The organism is Acidobacteriota bacterium (genome assembly GCA_019347945.1).
Classification (GTDB): domain Bacteria; phylum Acidobacteriota; class Thermoanaerobaculia; order Gp7-AA8; family JAHWKK01; genus JAHWKK01.
Genome location: JAHWKK010000003.1, coordinates 84,706 through 103,091 on the forward strand (window position 1 = coordinate 84,706; position 18,386 = coordinate 103,091).

The window sequence follows — 18,386 nt, forward strand, 5'->3', positions numbered from 1 at the left end:
ATTCATCTGGCGTTCCGTGTTACTGGGCGGTGCTTCGCTGATGATCGCTTTATCGGTCGCGAATCTCGCCGGGTGGGTGATCGGGTCGGAGATACTGACGAGCTGGATCGACCTGAGTGTCGAGGCCATGCTCCTCATCACCATTCTCTCCACCATCATTCTCGTGATGGTCTTGAACCTCCATACACGCGACGAACGGGAGCGCGCGCTGCGCAGGGAACGCGACCGGGAGGCCGAAAAACGACAGGTGATGTGGAATCTCTCCCGAGACATGATGGTGATCGCGAATCCGGAAAGGAATCTCGTGGACGTCAACCCCGCCTGGACCACCACCCTCGGATGGTCCCGCGAAGAGCTTCTGGGCCGGCGGTACGAGGAGCTCCTCCATCCGGACGATCGTGCGAGGACGGAAGAAGAGATCGGACGCATTTCCGACAGTCAATCGACGGTTCTCTTCACCAATCGTTACCGCAGTAGGGACGGAAGCTACAGGTCGCTGCAATGGCACTCGGTACGTGAGGAAAAGGGCGAGATATTCGGAGTCGCGCGGGATGTCACCGAGATCGTCAGGGCGAGCGAGACACTCCATAATCTCAACCGGGAGCTCGAGAGCCGAGTCAGACTCCGCACCCGTGACCTGGAGACCGCCAATCGCGAGCTCGAATCGTTCAGCTATGCAGTCTCGCACGACCTGCGGGCACCCCTTCGGGCGATCGAGGGATTCAGTCGGATGGTGATTGAGCGGCACAGCGAGGATCTTCCCGAGCAGGCCCGCCACTACCTCGAACGGGTACGCACCGCCTCGAGTCGCATGGGAGAGATCATCGACGGGCTCCTCTCGCTGTCGAAGTTCAGCCGCGGCGATTTGCGAACCGAGACCGTGAACCTCAGTGAGATCGCGTCAGACATCGTCGAAGATCTTCGTGTCGCGGATCCTGATCGGAATGCAAAAGTCACCATCGAACGGAAGATGCACACCACAGGAGATCGAAGACTGCTTCAGTCGCTGCTGCTGAACCTGATCTCGAATGCCTGGAAGTTCAGCTCTGAAAGAGATCCGGCAGTCATCGAAATCGGGTCCAGTGTCAATGGCCGCATCACCGAGTTCCATGTTCGCGACAACGGCGCTGGATTCGACCAGAAACATGTGGAAAAACTGTTCAAGCCGTTTCAGCGTCTTCATTCGATCGAAGAATTCGATGGCACCGGACTCGGCCTGGCCACAGTCCAACGGATCGTATCGAGACACGGTGGCGCTGTCTGGGCAGAGGGTGAGCTCGAGAAGGGAGCGACCTTCCGGTTCACGCTCCCGTACGCGGAAACTCCCGAACATTCGATTGAGGGCGCGCAGAGTGCAGGCTCTCAGTCATCGACAGGTCGAGAACCCGACAACATAAACTACTCAGAATCTACCGGACAAGGAGTCAGTACTGATGCCTAAGAGCAAAAAGCGAATCCTCCTCGTCGAGGACAACCCCGACGACCGGGAGCTGATGAGGGTCGCCCTGGAGGAGAATCGGCTGGTCAATGAGGTTCTCGTAGCAAAGGATGGTGAAGAGGCGATCGAGATTCTCGAGGGGGACGAGGACTTTGCGCTGATTCTGCTCGATCTTCAACTGCCAAAGATCAACGGTCATGAAGTGCTGCGGTTCATCCGCTCGAGGACACGACGCGTTCCGGTCGTCGTACTCACCTCGTCCGATGAAGACCGTGACATCGTGGAGAGCTACGATCTCGGGGCCAACAGCTACGTCCGGAAACCGGTCGCGTTCGACGAGTTTCTCGAGGCGACCCGCCAGCTCGGAATGTACTGGCTTCTGCTCAACTCGGGACCACCTGCACGGAGCTCGGGATGAAGGTTCGCATCCTCATACTCGAGGATGAGATCGACGACCTCACACTAATCCTCGAATCGCTCCGCGACTACGGGTTCGATCCGGAATGGGATCGTGTCGAGACCGCAGAGGGCCTCCGGTCCATGCTGCCGGAGCGGCAGTGGGAGGCGGTGCTTTGCGACTACAACATGCCGAAGGTGACTGCCGAGGAGGCAATCCGCATCGTAAAGGAGTTCGACTCCAATCTTCCCTTCATCCTCGTCTCCGGGACCGTCCATGCGTCCGTCGCGGTTCAGATGATGCGTCAGGGAATGCACGAGTACGTCATGAAGGACGAGCTCGAGAGGCTCGGTCCTGCTCTGGAGCGTGAGATCCGGGACGCCACACACCGTCGAAGCGAGCGCGTCGCAAAAGCAGAGCTGTTCGAACTGCAGAACCGGTTCCGCGACACGTTCGAGCAGTCATCGGTCGGAATCGCCCACCTCGATCGGGAGAGTCGGGTGATATGGATCAATCGTCAGCTCGCGGAGCTCCTCGGCTATGACCGGGACGAGATCGTCGGCCTCCCCTGCGAGAGGTTCACCTGGCCCGAAGACTGGCCTGAAGAGCAGGCCAGGCAGAAAGCGCTTCTCGCCGGCGAGATGCGCGAGTATCGCGTCGAGAAGCGATATCGCCGCCGGGACGGCACTCCGATCTGGACCTTTCTCACGCTCACCGCGATCCGGACCGAAGATGGTCAGCTCTCGTACCTCTCGGCGGTCGTTCAGGACATCACCGACAGAAAAAGGGCCGAAGAACGGGTCAGGACCAGTGAAATGTTCACTCGGGCGATCCTTGACTCGCTCCCCTTTCAGGTTGCAGTCGTCGACCAGGAGGGGATCATTCGCCACATCAACAGTGCATGGGAAGGGTTTGCGCTCAGGAACGGCCTCACGTCTCTCCACGCGGTCGGTATTGGAGCATCCTATCTGTCGGTCTGCCCTGAGGATATTCGCGCCAGGTTGATCGAGGTAATCGACGGAACCCGAAGCTCCTTCGTCATCGAATATCCCTGTCACTCCCCGGAGTAGGACCGGTGGTTTCTCATGCAGGTCGCTCCGCTGACGTGGGGAGATCGCGGAGCGGTCATCTCGCACGTCGACATCAGCTCGCGCGTCCTGACCGAACAAGCCCTCGCGCGGCGTGAGCGCGAATACCGGTCCATCGTCGAGACGATGGGCGAGGGGCTGATAAGTTTGGACGTCGAGGGACGTCTTCTTTCGGCCAATCCGCGCTTCACCGAGATGGTCGGCTATGAGCTGGACGAGCTTCGCGGGCACAACCTGGTCGATTTCTTCCTCGACCCTGACGAGCGGGACGAGGTCCGGAAACACATCGCGATTGCCCTGGCAGGAAGCCTCTCGAAATTCCGACTTCGGATTCATCACAAGGAGGGACGCGAGATCTGGCTCGAGATCACCACCGTGCCGCGTTTCGACTCGGAGGGCAACGTCGTCGGCCGGCTGAGCGTCGCCAGCGACGTCACCGAAAAGCGCGCGGCCGAGCAGGAACAGGATCGGCTCCGCACACGGATCGAGGAGCTCAACCGGATCGAAAGTCTCGGAAAGCTTGCGGGGAACATGGCGCACGAGTTCAACAACGTGCTGATGGGCATCCAGCCCTTCACCGAGGTGATCCGGCGCTCTTCATACGGAAACGAAAAGGTCGACCGGGCGACCGATTTCATCGTGGAAGCGGTGCAGCGCGGCCGGCATATTTCTCAGGAGATCCTCCGCTTCGCGCGGCCGACACCCCCCGAAAGAACGGAGCTCGAGGTGAATACGCTTCTCATGCAGGTCGAGCAGGCCGGTCGAGGAATCGTCAATGGCTCGCACGAGCTCGCGATCGAACCGATGGGAGAGCGGGCGACGATCAGCGCGGACAGGGATCAGCTCGTGCAGATCTTCACGAACCTGCTGCTCAACGCCAAGGCTGCGATGGAACACGGCGGGCGCATCCGAATCCGGGCTCGAAGAGACGATCCCTCGACGCATTCCGAGGCCGGCGTGATCGATCATCCGCAGCGTTATGTCCATCTGGAGATTTCCGACACGGGGTGCGGCATGCCTCCCGAGGTGACTCAGAAGATTTTCGAGCCGATGTTCACCACCAAACGTACGGGAACAGGCCTGGGGCTCGCCATCGTGCATCAGATCGTGACGGCCCATCACGGATACATCTTCGTCGAAAGTGAGCTTGGTGAAGGGACGACGTTTCACCTGTTTCTCCCCTTGAGCGGAAGCACGTCACCGGAGAGACGGGCGGCTTGATCATCGTCAGCGGATGTGCATGGAGATGAACCGATTCTCTCCGGAGACCGCTGTTCTGCGCCTCGGTGATGATGGCCACATCCTCACCGCGACAGCGGCCGCGGCAGACCTTTTCGGCGCTCGATCTCTCGAGAGGATTCCTTTCAATGAGATTCTGAAGCGTTCGTTCGGGCGGGGGGAGTGGAAGCGCGGCGATGGCGGCTCTTTCGAAGCGGAGACGTTCGGTATCAGGAGAGACGGACGGCCACTGGAGCTTCGCGTGGTGCTGCCCGATCCTGACGACGACCCGATCACCCGGCGCAAGCGCGACAGCCTGCTCAGCATCACCGCGGACGTATTCCGCGCCGGGAGTGACGATCTGGATGAGGCGATCGTCGATGCGCTCGGCCGGATGGGACGGCTGATCCGGGTCGATCGCGCATACGTCTTCCTGATGTCGGATCAACAGACCGCCACGAACACTCACGAGTGGTCACGAGCAGGAACCGACCCGCAGATCGATCGCCTCGGGGAGGTGTCTCGAACCGTTTTCCGCTGGTTCGAGGAGCAGCTCCGCCAGGACTCCTGCCTCGTCATCCATACCGTGGATGAGATGCCTTCCTCCGCCTCCGATGCGAAAGCTCATCTCGAGGATCAGGGAATCCGCTCCCTTCTGCTGGTCGGAATGTTCGAGAGAGACGAGCTCCTGGGATTCGTTGGGTTCGACGCCGTTTCACGAAAGCGGAAATGGTCGTCCCGGACGATCGAGCGCCTTCGGTGGATCGCCGAGCTGTTCATTCAGTCCCTGTTACGGGCGAAGTCGCAGCGGGAGCTCGAGCAAACGAAGGAGCTCTTCGACCGCGTCAGGATGGCGACCAACGACATCATCTACGACTGGAACCTCGAGGAGGGTTCAGTCATCCAGGGTGAGGGTCTGGAGCGCATTCTGGGCTATGCGCCGTCGAGAGAGACGGCCGATCCGGACTGGTGGATGGGACTGATTCACCCCGACGATCGTGAGAGGATCATCCGCGAGACCGACGCAGCGTTCGCTGATCCGGCAGCGAGTGTCTGGTCGGGAGAATATCGGGTTCGCCGTGCCGACGGAGGCTGGACGTACATGCTCGATCGCGCCTGTATCATCCGGGACGAGACCGGAAAGGCTCTTCGCTCGATCGGTACCGCCTCGGATATGACCGACAGAGCCCGGGCGGAAGAACGCCTCAGAAAGCAGGAGGAGCTTTTCCAGTACGTCCGTCTTGCGACGAACGACATCATCTGGGATCTCGATCTGGTCAGCAGAACAGTCTGGCGCAGCGAGGCGCTCGAAGCGGTTCTCGGATTTCCTCCCGGCACCGACCAGGGGTTGGAGTGGTGGTTGGAACGAATCCATCCCGAAGACGTCGGTGAACATCGCGCCATGCTGTCCGAAATGTTCAACGAGCCCGGCTCCACGTTTCTCGAGCACACGTATCGGATCCGGCACCGCGACGAACACTGGGTCTACATTCTCGATCGCGGGTACGTCATCCGGAACGAGGAGGGTCGTGCCATTCGGATGATCGGAACGTCGACCGACCTGACCGAACGGATGCGAGCCACCCGCGATCTCGAGACGTCCGAAGCACGCTTCCGCGCAGTCGTCGAGAACGTTTCCGACGTCATCGCCATCGTCAGTCTGGGTGGTGTGATCATTTATCAGAGTCCCTCATCCGCCAGAGTCTTCGGTTACGCTTCGGCAGAACTGGTCGGGCAGAATATGTTCTCGAATGTTCACCCTGACGACCGGGAGCGCGTGGAATCGATCTTCGTCGGGGCAGTCACGAGCCGGCTTCCCGAAGCTCGAGCGACGTTCCGTTACCGTCATGCCGCGGGGCACTGGCTTCGGGTGGAAACCGTCGGATCGAACTTCATCAACCGTGAGCAGATGGGCGGTGTCGTTCTGGTCTCGCGCGACATTTCGCAGCGGCGCCAGATCGAGCAGCAGCTCGAGCGTTCGGCCCGGCTCGCCAGCCTCGGTCATCTCGCATCGTCGGTCGCACACGAGTTCAACAATGTCCTGATGGGCGCACAACCGTTCATCGAGGTGATTCGGCGAACGAGCGATCCCGCCAGAATCGGTGCTGCTGCCGATCGGATCGAGGAAGCAATCGACCGGGGGAAGGATGTTTCCCGGGGCCTCCTCCAGTTCGCTCGTCCGATGGCCGTCTCGATCGACACGTTCGATCTTCGCTCATGGCTGCAGTCGCTCGAAGACGAGATCCAGCGGATCGTTCCCGAGAGGATGCGTGTCGTGGTCACCGTCCCGAACCAACCACTTCCGACGATCGGAGATCCTGCCGGTCTTCACCAGGCTCTGCTGAATCTCGTTCTGCACGCGGGCGAAGTACTGGAGAACCGCCCGGATGGAACGATCGAGATTGCTGCCAGGAAGGCTGATGCTCGTGATCGGGCCGAGAACCTGATCTCGGGCGACCCCGAGGACTTCGTGGCTCTCAGCGTTGGGGACAACGGGCCCGAGATCGACGCTTCGGTTCTCGAGCACATCTTCGAGCCGATGTTCAAAGCGCATCACGCTTCTCCCGGAGGACTGGATCTGACCGTTGTGCACCAGCTCATCATGGCGCAGGGGGGACAGGTGCGAGCCGTCAGCACGAAGGACGGGACGACATTTCACGTGTTTCTCCGATCGCGACGGGACGTGACAGCCACGGAGCGCGCCGCTCCCCGAATCGATTCCTCTGAAACGACGCTCTCTGTGATCCTTCTGGTCGAGGACAACGCGATCGTCGCATCGGGAATCGCGGCGGTCCTCGAGCTCGATGAGCAGAAGGTGGAGGTTGCACACAGCGGTGCCGCCGCAGTCGAGCGACTCTTACGCGACCGGCCCTCGGTCGTCATCCTCGATATCGGTCTGCCCGACATGAGCGGAGTCGAGGTCTATGAGCAGATCGAGAAACTCTACCCCGACCTGCCGGTAGTGTTCTCGAGCGGTCACGGAGACCAGCAGGAACTGAAGCGATATCTCGATCGGCCGAACGTCGAATTCCTCCTCAAGCCGTACGATGCCGAGACGCTGATGACGATCGTCGAACGTCTGCGGAGTGGAAACAGGAACGAGGGTTGATGAGCAGCGGGAGTTGCATGAACGGAAGGGGCGAGCTGCACCGTTTCGAACTTGCCGAGCCGCACCCTGTCGAACCTGCGTGAATCAGGCCTCATCGCCCTCCCGGTCAATATTGCTGCGTTTCCAGCGTCGGAGGCGCGACATCAAGTAGCGACCGAGAGTGGGAAAAACAGGGTCAGGGCAGATGAGGAAGAGTTGGCTTATCGCTTTGGGAAATAATCAAAAGTTAACTTTCCAGCTCCGACGTTAACTTTAGATCGTATGATTTTCACGTGCTCAAGGCTGGTTCACGGCTCGGCCCGTACGAGGTGCTCGCCCCTCTGGGCGCGGGCGGGATGGGAGAGGTATGGCGGGCGCGCGATCAGCGCCTGCATCGCGACGTGGCCATCAAAGTCCTTCCCGAGGCCATGGTCGAGAACGAGATGGCCCGGGAGCGTTTCGAGCGCGAGGCCCAGGCGGTGGCCGCGCTGTCCCATCCGAACATCCTGGCCATCCACGACTTCGGCCATGACAGCGGCATTGCGTACGCGGTCATGGAGCTTCTGGAAGGGGCCACCCTGCGCGAACGCATGCAGCAGGCCGAGATCACATCGGCCCGCGCTCTGGAGTGGGCCCATCAGATTGCCCAGGGTCTGGCCGCCGCGCACGAGCGAGGCATCATTCACCGCGATCTCAAGCCCGACAACATCTTCGTCACTCGCGACGCGGTGGTGAAGATTCTCGACTTCGGTCTTGCTCGCATCGACGAACCGGCCGTGCGCGATACCGCGGAGGGCACCACCGTCATCGCGCGCACTTCGCCCGGCACGATCATGGGCACCTTGGGCTATCTCGCACCCGAGCAGGCGCGCGGCGAGACCTCCGATGCGCGCTCCGACATCTTCTCGTTCGGTGTGGTCTTCTACGAGATGCTTGCCGGAAAGCCGGCCTTCGTGCGCAGCTCGAAGATGGACACAATCATGGCCATTCTGCGCGAGGAGCCGAAGCCGCTCGCCGATACGGGACGCAGCGTCCCGGGCGAGGTCGAGGATATCGTGCGCCACTGTCTGGAGAAGGCTCCGGAGGACCGGTTCCGCTCGGCGCGCGACCTCGCCTTCGCGCTGCGGTTGGCCATGCGCTCGAGCTCCGCGAGCGGGTCCGATCTCGTCAGCCGCCACACTCCGCGACCCGACGAAACCTCGCGTCGGGGCGAGGTCTCGATCGCCGTTCTCCCGTTCCGCAACATCAGCTCGGCCGCCGACGGCGAATACCTCAGCGACGGGATGACAGAGGAGATCATTAACTCCATCTCCAACATCCCGAATCTGCACGTTGCTGCGCGAAGCTCCTCGTTCGCATTCAAAGGGAGCTCGGACGACGTGCGGAAAATCGGGCGCGAGCTCGGCGTGGGCATGGTCCTGGAAGGGAGTCTCCGCCAGCTCGGCTCGCGACTGCGCGTCTCCGCTCAATTGATCAACGTGGAGAGCGGCTTCCAGGTCTGGTCCGAGCGGTGGGACCGCGAGCTCGCCGATGTCTTCGCTGTGCAGGACGAGATCGCCCAGGCCATCGCCAGCGCGTTCAAGCTCCGCATCGCGCCCGAGGATGCAGGGGCGGGGACGGGAAAGACGCAGAACGTGGACGCGTACGACCGCTATTTGAAGGGACGGTACCTTCTGGTGCGACGTCGAACGCGCGAAGCCATCGAGGAGCTGCAGGCGGCGGCGGAAACGGATCCCGATTTCGGCGACGTCCATACCGCGCTCTCGGACGCCTGGGCCATTCACGGTTTTTACAGCGGCGTCTCGACGTGGGAGGCGTGGGCGCGCGCACAAGCGGCCATCGACGAAGCCGAACGCGTCGCGCCCGACTCAGCGAGCGTCGCCCTTTCCCGGGCCATCCTCGAGCACTACTACGGATGGAACACTGCACGAGAACAAGCGTTCTGCCGGCAGGCCATCGAGCGCAATCCGAAGTCGGCCGACGGGTGGAACTGGCTGGGTCTTTGTCTCGGGTTGACCGGACGAACGAAAGAGGCGCTCGAGTGCACGGCCCGCGGCATCGAGCTCGAGCCCTACGACGCGAACGTGCGCGCCTCCGCTGCCTGGGCCTCCGCGACGATCGGCGACTTCGAGACGGCGGCACGGGTGCTGTCGAGGACACTCGAGATCGCGCCGGACAGCGGCTACGCCCTCTGGAGTTACGCCACAGCGCTGCGCTTCCTCGGCCGCTATGAGGAGTCCATTGCCGTCTTCGACAAGCTCGTCGAGGCGAGCGGCCGCGAGGTCCCGTTCTATCTGGCTCGCCTCGGTGCAGCGCTGGCAGACGCGGGCGAGCGATCGAAAGCCGAGGAGATCCTCCACGACCTGCAGTCCCGTCGCGACCGCAAGGTGTTCGTCGCCTCCCGCGATCTGGCCACACTGCTCACCGCGCTGGGCTACCACGAGCTCGCCCTCGACGCGTTGGAGCTCGCGCGGCAGGAGCGCAATGCGCTCATGTGGGCGTGGATCTACCAGGCCGAGTACCGTCCGCTTCAGAGCCATCCGCGATGGCACACTCTCGCGCAGCAAGTCGGCAGGACCGCGCCCATGACGATCGCGATCTGAGGGCGCCTCCTAATGAAACGACCACGAAATTGCGAGGACTTCGACCTTTGCAGCGCTTCGCTTGGCCTGATGTCCCACCCTGCAAGGTCCCTCGCTTGCCCGCCCGACCGCCCGCTCGGGACGACGTCGGTTTGAGTATGGGGTGCGGAGTTTTGCGGCCTCCGGTTTTCATTCCCTCTTCACCGGCGCAACGCGCCGGTCAATTGCTCAGGATGACGAGTTTGTGAAGCGTCGACCGTGTCCGGCTCGCGGGAACTTAACCGGTTCTCTCGGCTTTTCGATTTGGGCAACAGCCCGCGAAGATCTGGCCCTCAATCACCGAATGTCAGCTGCCTGCCAGCGGCTTATAGCTCAGCATGAGAGGTTTCACGCCCAGAGACACCAACTCGGAAATCGGTACAGTCTGATTCGGTCGGAGGTGATAGGAGCCGAGCTCCACAGGTTGCAACTTCGACTGGTCCGTCGTGAAGCGTGCTGCCTCTCCCCGCTTCGTCGCCATCCCGTACACCTGCACGCGGGCACCATCGCCTTCAATCCACGCTCGAATCATGACTCCGGAGATCACTCGTCCGTCGGGAAGTGTGCCAGCATCAGCTTTCGCGAGCCACGCAGTTGCAGTCGGCCCGCCCTGTGTAAGGGGTAGCGGTCGGGCCCACGCTCGCGGCACGAGCACCGTCGTGTCGGCTCAAAATGACGTGATTCGTTGTGGGCGACTGATGGTGGGAGCAGCCGGCGAGCTGCAGCGCCGAAAGCGCGAGACCCAGTACGAGCATTCTCATCTTGACCTCCTCGGGTTTATGACGACTTGCCGAGCGCCAAGGTCACCTGTTCGCGGCTGACGGCTTGCCGCTCACCTGCCTGTGCGCGCCCTGGATACTGTCGAGATCGAGTAGCGGTAGCGCGTGAATCACTCCTTCCGATTGTTCAGCCAACCATCCCCGGTGATCTCCTCCGGCGACCGCTTCACCGGCACGATTTCTTCAAGCGCTCCGGAACATGGAATCGCTGGGCGAAGCTCTGTACACGGGCGCCGGTATGCTGTGGAAGGCGCTTTGGGCGCTCGCCTTCGGGTATCTCATCTCCGCCGGTATCCAGGTCATCGTCAGTCGTGCGCAGATGGGGAGGGCGCTCGGTGAACGAGGACTGAAAGAGGGGGCGATGGCCGGCTTTTTCGGCTTCGTATCGTCGTCATGCTCGTTTGCGGCGCTCGCGGCCTCGCGCACCGTCCTCGTCAAGGGCGCCCACCCTTCGAACTCCATGGCGTTTCTCATCGCGTCTACCAATCTCGTCATCGAGCTCGGCATCGTCCTGTACGTTCTCCTCGGCTGGAGGTTCGTGCTCGGCAACTTTGCTCTGGGGCTGCTCATGATGCTCTATGCGTATCTCCTCACGAGGATATGGCTCCCACAGGATGCAGTTGATGAAGCAAGGGAGCAGGGGGAAAAGGCGACGCAGGAGGAGGAAGAACACGGCCAGCAGGAGGGATTGCACTGGCGCGACGCCCTCGGCAGCTCCGACGGGTGGAGACGAATCGCCCGCTCGTTCGTCATGGAGTGGAAAATGGTGTGGAAGGAGATCCTGTTCGGTTTCACCATCGCCGGATTCATCTCCGTCTACATTCCGCAGTCGTTCTGGAACGCAATTTTTCTGAGCGAAGGCGAGCCCTCTTTCTTCGTCGTTCTCGAGAATGCACTGGTCGCTCCGGTCGTGGCCTTTTTCACGTTCATTGGCTCGATGGGCAATGTTCCTCTGGCGGCCATGCTGTGGTCCAAGCAGACTTCGTTCGGCGGTGTCATGAGCTTCCTCGGGGCTGATCTCGTCGCCGCCACCGTTGTCTGGATCCACGTCAAGTACTACGGCTGGAAGTTTGCGCTCTACCTTTCAGGCCTGCTCTACGTATCGATGGTCGCCGCCGGTGTCAGTGTCCACTATCTCTTTGCCGCGATGAATCTGTTGCCGGAGAAAAGACCAGCGGTCGAGGAGATGATCGCATTCGAGATCGACTACACCTTCTGGCTCAACCTCGTGTTCATCCTCATCAGCGCCTCGATGGTCTGGCTGCACACCTCGGGAAAGCAGCAGAATGATGCCTCGGCGGGTCATGAGAATTGAGAGCTCTGCGCACGCCGAGGTGGACAACAACGCCGGCACGGAGCGCATGTATGGGTGATGCACGGTAGCGATGGGACGGTACGGTACGCGCTACACCTCCACCCCAGCCCGCCGACAGAAATGTTCGAATCGTGGGCTATGGAGCCGGTCGTCTCAACGGACGAATCTGTTCCAGCTCCCGTATGACTCGCGGATCGATCCCCGAGGAATCGCCAGAAGGGCAATCGCGGCACCGGTCACCGTGGCGAGCACGGCGACGATGAGAGGGGTTGCGGTCATCCAGGGGAGGACGGCCAGCCCGAGTCCGGTCGGAACATTCAGCCACCGCACGAGCCGAACCGGTTCTCCCATGGCGACCACCGCGATCACGAAGACGATAGGCCCTCCAAGGTGAAAGAGGTGAGCCGGCGGGCCTGATAGAGCGAAGGCCGCCGGCAGGAACATCAGCGCAAGTCCGGCAAGAGCCGAGGTGGTGAGGCTCCAGGGTGCCGTCAATCCCCACAGCGATGAGGCGGCCACCGATGCGGGCCGTTCGGTAATCTCGAGCATTTGCGGCGTCCGCTCGTCGGTTACGCTGCTCTCGGCAGGCCCTCCTTTCCAGAATGCAACCCAGACGGATTCGCCGCGTTCGCGCGCCTCCCGCAGGTTCTGCGCCATCGCGATCACCTCGTCCACCTGTAGCGGAATCATCGGAAGCATCAGAAGTGCGGCGGCGAGGCAGAACGTGCACCACGCACCGACGACGACAGGCTGCGAGATCACCAGCACGATGTGTACGAGCCCGAGCGGGATGACAAGAATTCCGAAGAACGTCACCATCCACGGCATCGTCCGCCAGCGGGCGGTCCCTCCCATCCAGGCCATGAGAAATTCGATTGTGTAGGCGAATGCACCCAGTGCCGCGTCGGAGATCGGCCATGAGTGGGACATGTCCGAATCGAGGACGCGACGGCTCCCATCGCCGAAGAAAGGCTCAATGGGCTGGTCGACATATCCGAGCTGGTACGCCGCGAGGTGCCGCGAGAAGATCCACCCTCCGAATGCAAGCACGATCAGAACTGCCCGCTGCGGCCAGCTCGACGGGTTGTAGCTCCATTCCGGCGGTTGATCCCCTCCCATGCGCATGAACGACACCATGCCGGGCATGCCGGGAATCAGGACCGTCAGCGCAATCACGAGAGCACCGACGAGCGTCCCATTCGCATAGAGAGCCGCAGAAGGCGCCCAGAACACAATTGGCGCCATCGTCAGCCAGATGCCGACGAAACAACAGATCCACGCGCTGATCGGACGGGCTGGCCGCAGGGCTCTCCAGCCGAACACGACGAGCAGAAGCCCGCTCAGGGCGTCGCTCCAGCGCATCGCTGCGACGCGGCCTTCCAGCGAGAGCCAGACCTCTCGTCCACCGCTCGGTTCCACGACGGCACTGGCGCCGAGGCTCCAGGACGCGGACATCATCCAGAATCCCAGAATGATCACCGTCCACCACACCCACTGTGTCCGGCGTTGATGCTCCTCGAGCATCGCCCGGGTATCGACCTGGGCCTCACCACTCCGGCCATTCATCTCAGGACGGCCGTTTCCGCGAGTGCTCATGACCACCTTCCTCGTCCCGCTGCATCAGCAAATGCCGGCTCTCGTTAAGGGAAGCCCTCGACTTCACAGAAATTTTCCGCTTCACTGATTTTTCTTCGCCATTGCGTAGAGCGCGCGCTCCACCACTCTCACATGATCCTATTCCGCGTAACCTTCAGGCAGCGGTGTGGACCGCATCGCCCGAGACATCCCTTCGTCGACGAACTCACTGACGGCGCGGTGGGCATGCTGGCGGATCAGAAGGACGATCTGCGGGTCGTCTGAGGTTTCACGAACTCGGACACCACCCGGAATCTCTTCGATCTCCATCCGGAGCTTTCCGTGATTCTCAAAGAGTTCGCGGAAGACGGGATCCATCATCCGGATAGGCTGACCTTCCTCCACCCGCTCTTTCATCTGATGGACATGCCGGCGGATCGCCGCAGTGATCTCGGGGTCGTCGCTTCTCGTAACGGTCACCACACCGTCCGGAACGTCGGTCACCTCACGCTCGATACTCTCGTGATTCACGAGAAGCGTGTGGATCGACTGCATGTCCTCCATCATCCCGCTACCCATTCCCCCACCCATCTCACCACTCATCATCCAGTCGGGCATCGAAGCGTCCGATGCCATCATCCCGCCTCCCTCACGATCCATCATCGGCCCGTCCATCATCGAGTCGTCCATCATCGGGATTGAGCTCTGGTCCTGCTCCTCGGATGGGGGCGCCGGTGAATCGGCTCGACAGCCTGAAATCATCAGAAGGGCCAGGATCAACGGACAAAGAAGGAAGATGCGCATGACGATGATTGGCATTCAACCGTGATGCCGCTCCCCCGCAACGACTCCGCTGAGAAGAGCGGCGCATGAGCGATCTCAGAGGCCGAGGCCGCTCTTCAGGTTAAAGAGAGGGCATCATCGCCTGGCTGCCCTGGCCAACACTCTCCGCTCAATTCGAGCCATAAAAGGTACGATTAAATACAAAAAACCGCCACTTCATCCGAAAGGGCGACAGCGTAGTGCGGATGGCGCGGACCAGCTGAGCACATTGCCGGAGCGTATCCCTGCTCGCGTTGTTTGCGCTCATTTTTTCTCGTCGCCGGTCAGTTTCTGCCAGCCCGTCCTGAAGGCGACGGCGATGATCAGGACGCCGATCAGCGTGCTGGTCGAGAAGCCCCCGGCGTAGATCAGAAGCGCTGCGAGGACCGCCGAGGCGAAACCGAAGAGGATTCCCGGCACGGGCGATGGCGGAGCCGGAACGTAGCCGCAACGGAGGCACTTCTCGGTCGCGATGCGCGCGGCGTCGGGCGACGATACGCGGGCGAGCGGAGTGGAGCAGCGGGGACACTCCGGATGGTCATCCCGCGTTCCCTGTTCGTCGTCTTCGACCGGCCCGGAGTCGAGCATCTCGCGCGCAGCTTCGACATCCTCCCGAGGAACCTGAACCTCGAATCCCGAACTGGCCGTGAGCACGTGAGCCAGATGCGGTTCCATCCGGAGCATCTCGGAGTCCGGGATGATCGCGTCGATCTCCCCCGAGCGAAGAAGCCCTTTCACGAGCTCTGCTTCCATCAGCGAGGGGACGCTGGCGATCGTGACGAACTGCCTCTCCGCCCCCTCAGATCTCGGCACCACATCCCCGGCAGTAAACCGCGTCGACCTGATGATCCGCGAGTCCGCAGCTGCCGCAGCGGAGGGAACGGAGCGTCGGCTGCAACCGGCTCATCTCGACCGTCACGATCCCCGTCGGCACCGCGATGATTCCGTATCCCATGATCATCAGAACCGAAGCGAGAGCCTTGCCGAGGGTCGTGATCGGAGTGATGTCGCCGAAGCCGACAGTCGTCAGCGTGACGATCGCCCAGTAGATCCCGGTCGGAATGTTTACGAATCCCGCCTCCGGACCTTCGATCAGGTACATCATCGATCCGACGATCACCACGATCGTGAGAACGACGAAGAGAAAAACGGTGATCTTGTGAATGCTCGCACGGAGCGCCCGCGCAAGAACCTCGGCGCCTCCGACGAACTGCACGAGCTTGAGGACCCGAAAGATCCTGAGCACGCGCAGAACCCGGATCGTTGCGAGGAACTGGGTGCCGGGCACCACGAGACTCAGCCATGTCGGCAGGATGGCGAGCAGATCGACGATGCCGAAGAAGCTGAAGACGTAGGCTCGCCTTCGGCCGGCGGACCAGATCCTGGCGATGTACTCGATGGTGAACAGAATGGTGAAAAACCATTCGGCGGCGACGAGAAAGTCGCCGGCTTCGCGATGGTAGCGCGCGACGCTGTCGACGCAGACCACGACGACGCTCAGAACGATGGCGATGATGAGGCCGACGTCGAAGGCTCTCCCCGCCGGAGTGTCGTGCCCGAAGATGATCCGACGAACACGTTCGCGGGGCGTCTCGCTCACGAGCATAATGTTGCATGAAACTGAGGCCGGAGGCCAGAGATGGCGAAGAGGGGCGGCTCTCTCACAAAGTGACTCAGGAGGAGCCCCGTTCCCTCGCTTCGAGCTCTTCTCCGCGGACGAGCCGTTCGAGATCGAGGGAGAGCATGGCGTGGACGCGGACGACCTCGCGCTCGAGCTCGACCATGTCGCCATCATTGTGGATCACGAAATCGGCCGCGGCGAGGCGATCCTCTCTCGCCATCTGGCGCGACATCCGCCGCTCGACGTCGGCTTTCCGCATGCCGCGCTCGCGAGCGCGCTTCAGCTGGATCTCCGGCCGGGCGTCCACGACGATGATCCGGTCGTAGCGCTCACGGCCTCCGGCTTCGATGAGAAGCGTGGCCTCGACCACGACGATCCGGTGGCTCTCCGGAAATCTCTCGATCTCGTCCTCGATGATCTTCTCCTCCCGGGCGATCACGAGAGGATGGATCAGCGAGTTGAGCCGGGCCGCTTCTTCGTTCGACGAGAAAGCGATCTTCGCGAGCTTCGCCCGGTCGAGCTCGCCCCGGGAGTCGAGAATGCCTCGGCCGTAATGCTCGACGACGACCGCGAACCCGGGAGCGCCCGGACGATAGAGGTCGGAGACGATCCGGTCGGCATCGACGACGAAGCACCCGAGCCCGGCCAGAAGGCGGGCGACAGTCGTCTTGCCGGCTCCGATTCCCCCGGTCAGGCCGGTCCGGAGAATCATCCCCGCCGTCCTTTAGCCGCTTCGACGGTGTTGCTCATCAGCATCGCGATCGTCATCGGCCCGACCCCTCCTGGAACGGGTGTGATCCATCCGGCGCGCTTCGCGGCCTGATCGAATTCGACGTCGCCGACGATCACCGAGCCCCGCTTTTCGAGCGCGGCACGCTTAGCGTCGCCCAGCCTTGCGGCGAGCGGATCGCTCGCCCCGATGCGGTTGATGCCGACGTCGATCACGATCGCCCCTTCCCGGATGGCCGACCCCGGAATCATGAACGGCCGGCCCACCGCGGCGACGACGATCTCTCCCCGCCCGATCACCTCTTCGAGATTCTTCGTTCGCGAATGACAGATCGTCACGGTTGCATGCTCGCGAAGGAGAAGCGCGGCGACCGGCTTGCCGACGATGTCGCTCCGGCCGACGACGACGGCATGCTTCCCCTCGATCGATTCGCCGGTCGAGTTGATGAGCCGAATGCAGCCCGCGGGTGTGCAGGGAACGAGCGACTTCCGTCCGAGCTGGAGGTTTCCGACGTTGATCGGATGAAAGCCGTCGACGTCCTTCGCCGGATCGATTCTTCGAAGAAGCGACTCGGAATCGAGATGGCCGGGAATCGGAAGCTGCAGAAGGATCCCGTCGACCTCGTCATTCTCGTTGAGCTCGTCGATCACGTTCTCGAGATCTTTCTGACGGACGTCGCCCGGCAGGTGCTTCTGCTCTCCACGAATCCCGAGCTCCCGTGCTTTTGCCGCCTTGTTCCGAACGTAAATCTCGGATGCGGGATCGTCTCCGACCCGGACCGCAACGAGTCCGGGAGTGATCTCCCGCCCCGCGAGCTCGCTCACCGCGGAGCGAACCTCGAGCTCGACCGTCTTCGCCACCTCTTTGCCGTCAATGGTCCGGCCCGTCATTTCACACCTCGATAGAAAGTGGCGATGCCACCGGACAATGGAGCTCTCTCGACTGACGAAAAGCCTGCTTCGCGCATCAACTCGACGAAGCGTTCTCCTTCGGGAAAGCCGTCGATCGAATCGACGAGATATTGGTAGGGAGCCCTCGAGCCGCTGATGAACCCGCCGAGCAGGGGAAGAACGTGGCGCATGTAGGGACGATAAACGAAACGGAGGGGAGTGTGGGGATGGGAGAACTCCAGGACACCACAGGCGCCCCCCTCGCGGAGGACTCTGCGCATCTCCTGCAGTCCGGCGAGCGGATCGGCAAAGTTCCGGATGCCGAACGAAACGGTGACCCCGTCGAAGGTGTCGTCGGCGAACGGAAGCGCCAGCGCGTCGCCGGCGATCGGACTGATCCCGAACCGCTCGTACCGGGGGCGACCGGCATGCAGCATCTCGAATGTGAAGTCGGAAGCGACCACACGGTGGCCTCCGAATCGCAGCAGGTCGGCCGCGAGGTCGCCCGTCCCCGAGGCGACGTCGAGGACCCGGCCCGGGGAATCGAGGAGGCGTGCCGAAATACGCTTTCGCCATCCGACGTCCTGGCGCATCGAGAGGAGGCGGTTGGCCAGATCGTATCGTGGCGCAATTCGGGCGAACATCGCGCGGATGCTTCCCGGACGTTTGTCGAGCACGGGGGGCTTCTATCACGAGAAGAGTGAAGGGTGAAGAGTGAAGAGTGAAGGGGTTCCACGCAGTTGATCCTTTCCAAGGGGGAAAAGAGCGTACGGTCGGGCTCTTGCAGCGCTTCGCTTGGGCTGA

The 18,386-nt window shown here is 61.9% G+C and carries 15 protein-coding genes; 7 read left to right on the plus strand and 8 right to left on the minus strand.

What is annotated here, in order from left to right:
• The first annotated feature begins 40 nt into the window (after positions 1 to 40).
• The 6 genes from KY459_02945 to KY459_02970 all read left to right on the plus strand — a co-directional run bounded on the left by KY459_02945 (position 41) and on the right by KY459_02970 (position 9,832).
• The gene (locus tag KY459_02945; protein MBW3563661.1) at positions 41 to 1,441 is read left to right on the plus strand and encodes a PAS domain S-box protein; all 1,401 of its coding nucleotides are present in this window, start codon (positions 41 to 43) and stop codon (positions 1,439 to 1,441) included.
• Positions 1,434 to 1,856 carry a response regulator gene (locus KY459_02950; protein MBW3563662.1) on the plus strand — a complete coding sequence of 141 codons (423 nt, stop codon included), beginning with the start codon at positions 1,434 to 1,436 and terminating at the stop codon, positions 1,854 to 1,856. The genes KY459_02945 and KY459_02950 overlap by 8 nt, the downstream gene beginning before the upstream one ends.
• Positions 1,853 to 2,905, plus strand: coding sequence for a PAS domain S-box protein (locus tag KY459_02955; GenBank protein ID MBW3563663.1), 1,053 nt, complete (start codon positions 1,853 to 1,855; stop codon positions 2,903 to 2,905). Before KY459_02950 ends, KY459_02955 begins: the two co-directional genes overlap by 4 nt.
• A 15-nt stretch (positions 2,906 to 2,920) precedes the next feature.
• The gene (locus KY459_02960; GenBank protein ID MBW3563664.1) at positions 2,921 to 4,144 is read left to right on the plus strand and encodes a PAS domain S-box protein; all 1,224 of its coding nucleotides are present in this window, start codon (positions 2,921 to 2,923) and stop codon (positions 4,142 to 4,144) included.
• A gap of 25 nt (positions 4,145 to 4,169) precedes the next feature.
• The gene (locus KY459_02965) at positions 4,170 to 7,250 is read left to right on the plus strand and encodes a PAS domain-containing protein (protein ID MBW3563665.1); all 3,081 of its coding nucleotides are present in this window, start codon (positions 4,170 to 4,172) and stop codon (positions 7,248 to 7,250) included.
• A gap of 272 nt (positions 7,251 to 7,522) precedes the next feature.
• The gene (locus tag KY459_02970) at positions 7,523 to 9,832 is read left to right on the plus strand and encodes a protein kinase (protein ID MBW3563666.1); all 2,310 of its coding nucleotides are present in this window, start codon (positions 7,523 to 7,525) and stop codon (positions 9,830 to 9,832) included.
• 590 nt (positions 9,833 to 10,422) lie between these two features.
• Here the strand turns inward: KY459_02970 and KY459_02975 are convergent.
• Positions 10,423 to 10,611: a hypothetical protein gene (locus tag KY459_02975; protein ID MBW3563667.1), complete on the minus strand. Its 189-nt coding sequence runs from the start codon at positions 10,609 to 10,611 to the stop codon at positions 10,423 to 10,425.
• Between the two features lie 217 nt (positions 10,612 to 10,828).
• Here KY459_02975 and KY459_02980 point away from each other — a divergent pair, with 217 nt between their 5' ends.
• On the plus strand, positions 10,829 to 11,944 hold the full coding sequence (locus KY459_02980; GenBank protein MBW3563668.1) for a permease: 1,116 nt from the start codon (positions 10,829 to 10,831) through the stop codon (positions 11,942 to 11,944).
• Between the two features lie 153 nt (positions 11,945 to 12,097).
• Here KY459_02980 and KY459_02985 read toward each other — a convergent pair whose 3' ends face one another.
• From KY459_02985 to KY459_03015, 7 genes are all read right to left on the minus strand, one after another.
• Positions 12,098 to 13,402 carry a vitamin K epoxide reductase family protein gene (locus tag KY459_02985; protein ID MBW3563669.1) on the minus strand — a complete coding sequence of 435 codons (1,305 nt, stop codon included), beginning with the start codon at positions 13,400 to 13,402 and terminating at the stop codon, positions 12,098 to 12,100.
• Between the two features lie 276 nt (positions 13,403 to 13,678).
• On the minus strand, positions 13,679 to 14,209 hold the full coding sequence (locus KY459_02990) for a hypothetical protein (GenBank protein ID MBW3563670.1): 531 nt from the start codon (positions 14,207 to 14,209) through the stop codon (positions 13,679 to 13,681).
• A gap of 396 nt (positions 14,210 to 14,605) precedes the next feature.
• Entirely contained in the window at positions 14,606 to 15,154 is a 549-nt protein-coding gene (locus KY459_02995) for a DUF2007 domain-containing protein (GenBank protein MBW3563671.1), read from the minus strand.
• The gene (locus tag KY459_03000; protein ID MBW3563672.1) at positions 15,141 to 15,947 is read right to left on the minus strand and encodes an ion transporter; all 807 of its coding nucleotides are present in this window, start codon (positions 15,945 to 15,947) and stop codon (positions 15,141 to 15,143) included. Before KY459_03000 ends, KY459_02995 begins: the two co-directional genes overlap by 14 nt.
• Positions 15,948 to 16,014: 67 nt before the next feature.
• Positions 16,015 to 16,671 (minus strand): dephospho-CoA kinase, encoded by a 657-nt coding sequence (gene coaE / locus KY459_03005; protein ID MBW3563673.1) that lies wholly within the window; start codon positions 16,669 to 16,671, stop codon positions 16,015 to 16,017.
• Entirely contained in the window at positions 16,671 to 17,582 is a 912-nt protein-coding gene (locus KY459_03010) for a bifunctional 5,10-methylenetetrahydrofolate dehydrogenase/5,10-methenyltetrahydrofolate cyclohydrolase (GenBank protein ID MBW3563674.1), read from the minus strand. Before KY459_03010 ends, coaE begins: the two co-directional genes overlap by 1 nt.
• Complete coding sequence (locus tag KY459_03015; protein MBW3563675.1) at positions 17,579 to 18,226, minus strand: ubiquinone/menaquinone biosynthesis methyltransferase; 648 nt, start codon at positions 18,224 to 18,226, stop codon at positions 17,579 to 17,581. The genes KY459_03010 and KY459_03015 overlap by 4 nt, the downstream gene beginning before the upstream one ends.
• Positions 18,227 to 18,386: the final 160 nt, after the last annotated feature.

Bases quoted from the DNA above. Each gene is read 5' to 3' on its own strand.
- KY459_02945 (MBW3563661.1), top strand. From the start codon at position 41: ATGATCGCTTTATCGGTCGCGAATCTCGCCGGGTGGGTGATCGGGTCG.
- KY459_02950 (MBW3563662.1), top strand. From the start codon at position 1,434: ATGCCTAAGAGCAAAAAGCGAATCCTCCTCGTCGAGGACAACCCCGAC.
- KY459_02955 (MBW3563663.1), top strand. From the start codon at position 1,853: ATGAAGGTTCGCATCCTCATACTCGAGGATGAGATCGACGACCTCACA.
- KY459_02960 (MBW3563664.1), top strand. From the start codon at position 2,921: ATGCAGGTCGCTCCGCTGACGTGGGGAGATCGCGGAGCGGTCATCTCG.
- KY459_02965 (MBW3563665.1), top strand. From the start codon at position 4,170: ATGAACCGATTCTCTCCGGAGACCGCTGTTCTGCGCCTCGGTGATGAT.
- KY459_02975 (MBW3563667.1), bottom strand. From the start codon at position 10,611: ATGAGAATGCTCGTACTGGGTCTCGCGCTTTCGGCGCTGCAGCTCGCC.
- KY459_02980 (MBW3563668.1), top strand. From the start codon at position 10,829: ATGGAATCGCTGGGCGAAGCTCTGTACACGGGCGCCGGTATGCTGTGG.
- KY459_02985 (MBW3563669.1), bottom strand. From the start codon at position 13,402: ATGATGTCCGCGTCCTGGAGCCTCGGCGCCAGTGCCGTCGTGGAACCG.
- KY459_02990 (MBW3563670.1), bottom strand. From the start codon at position 14,209: ATGGACGACTCGATGATGGACGGGCCGATGATGGATCGTGAGGGAGGC.
- KY459_03000 (MBW3563672.1), bottom strand. From the start codon at position 15,947: ATGCTCGTGAGCGAGACGCCCCGCGAACGTGTTCGTCGGATCATCTTC.
- KY459_03010 (MBW3563674.1), bottom strand. From the start codon at position 17,582: ATGACGGGCCGGACCATTGACGGCAAAGAGGTGGCGAAGACGGTCGAG.
- KY459_03015 (MBW3563675.1), bottom strand. From the start codon at position 18,226: ATGTTCGCCCGAATTGCGCCACGATACGATCTGGCCAACCGCCTCCTC.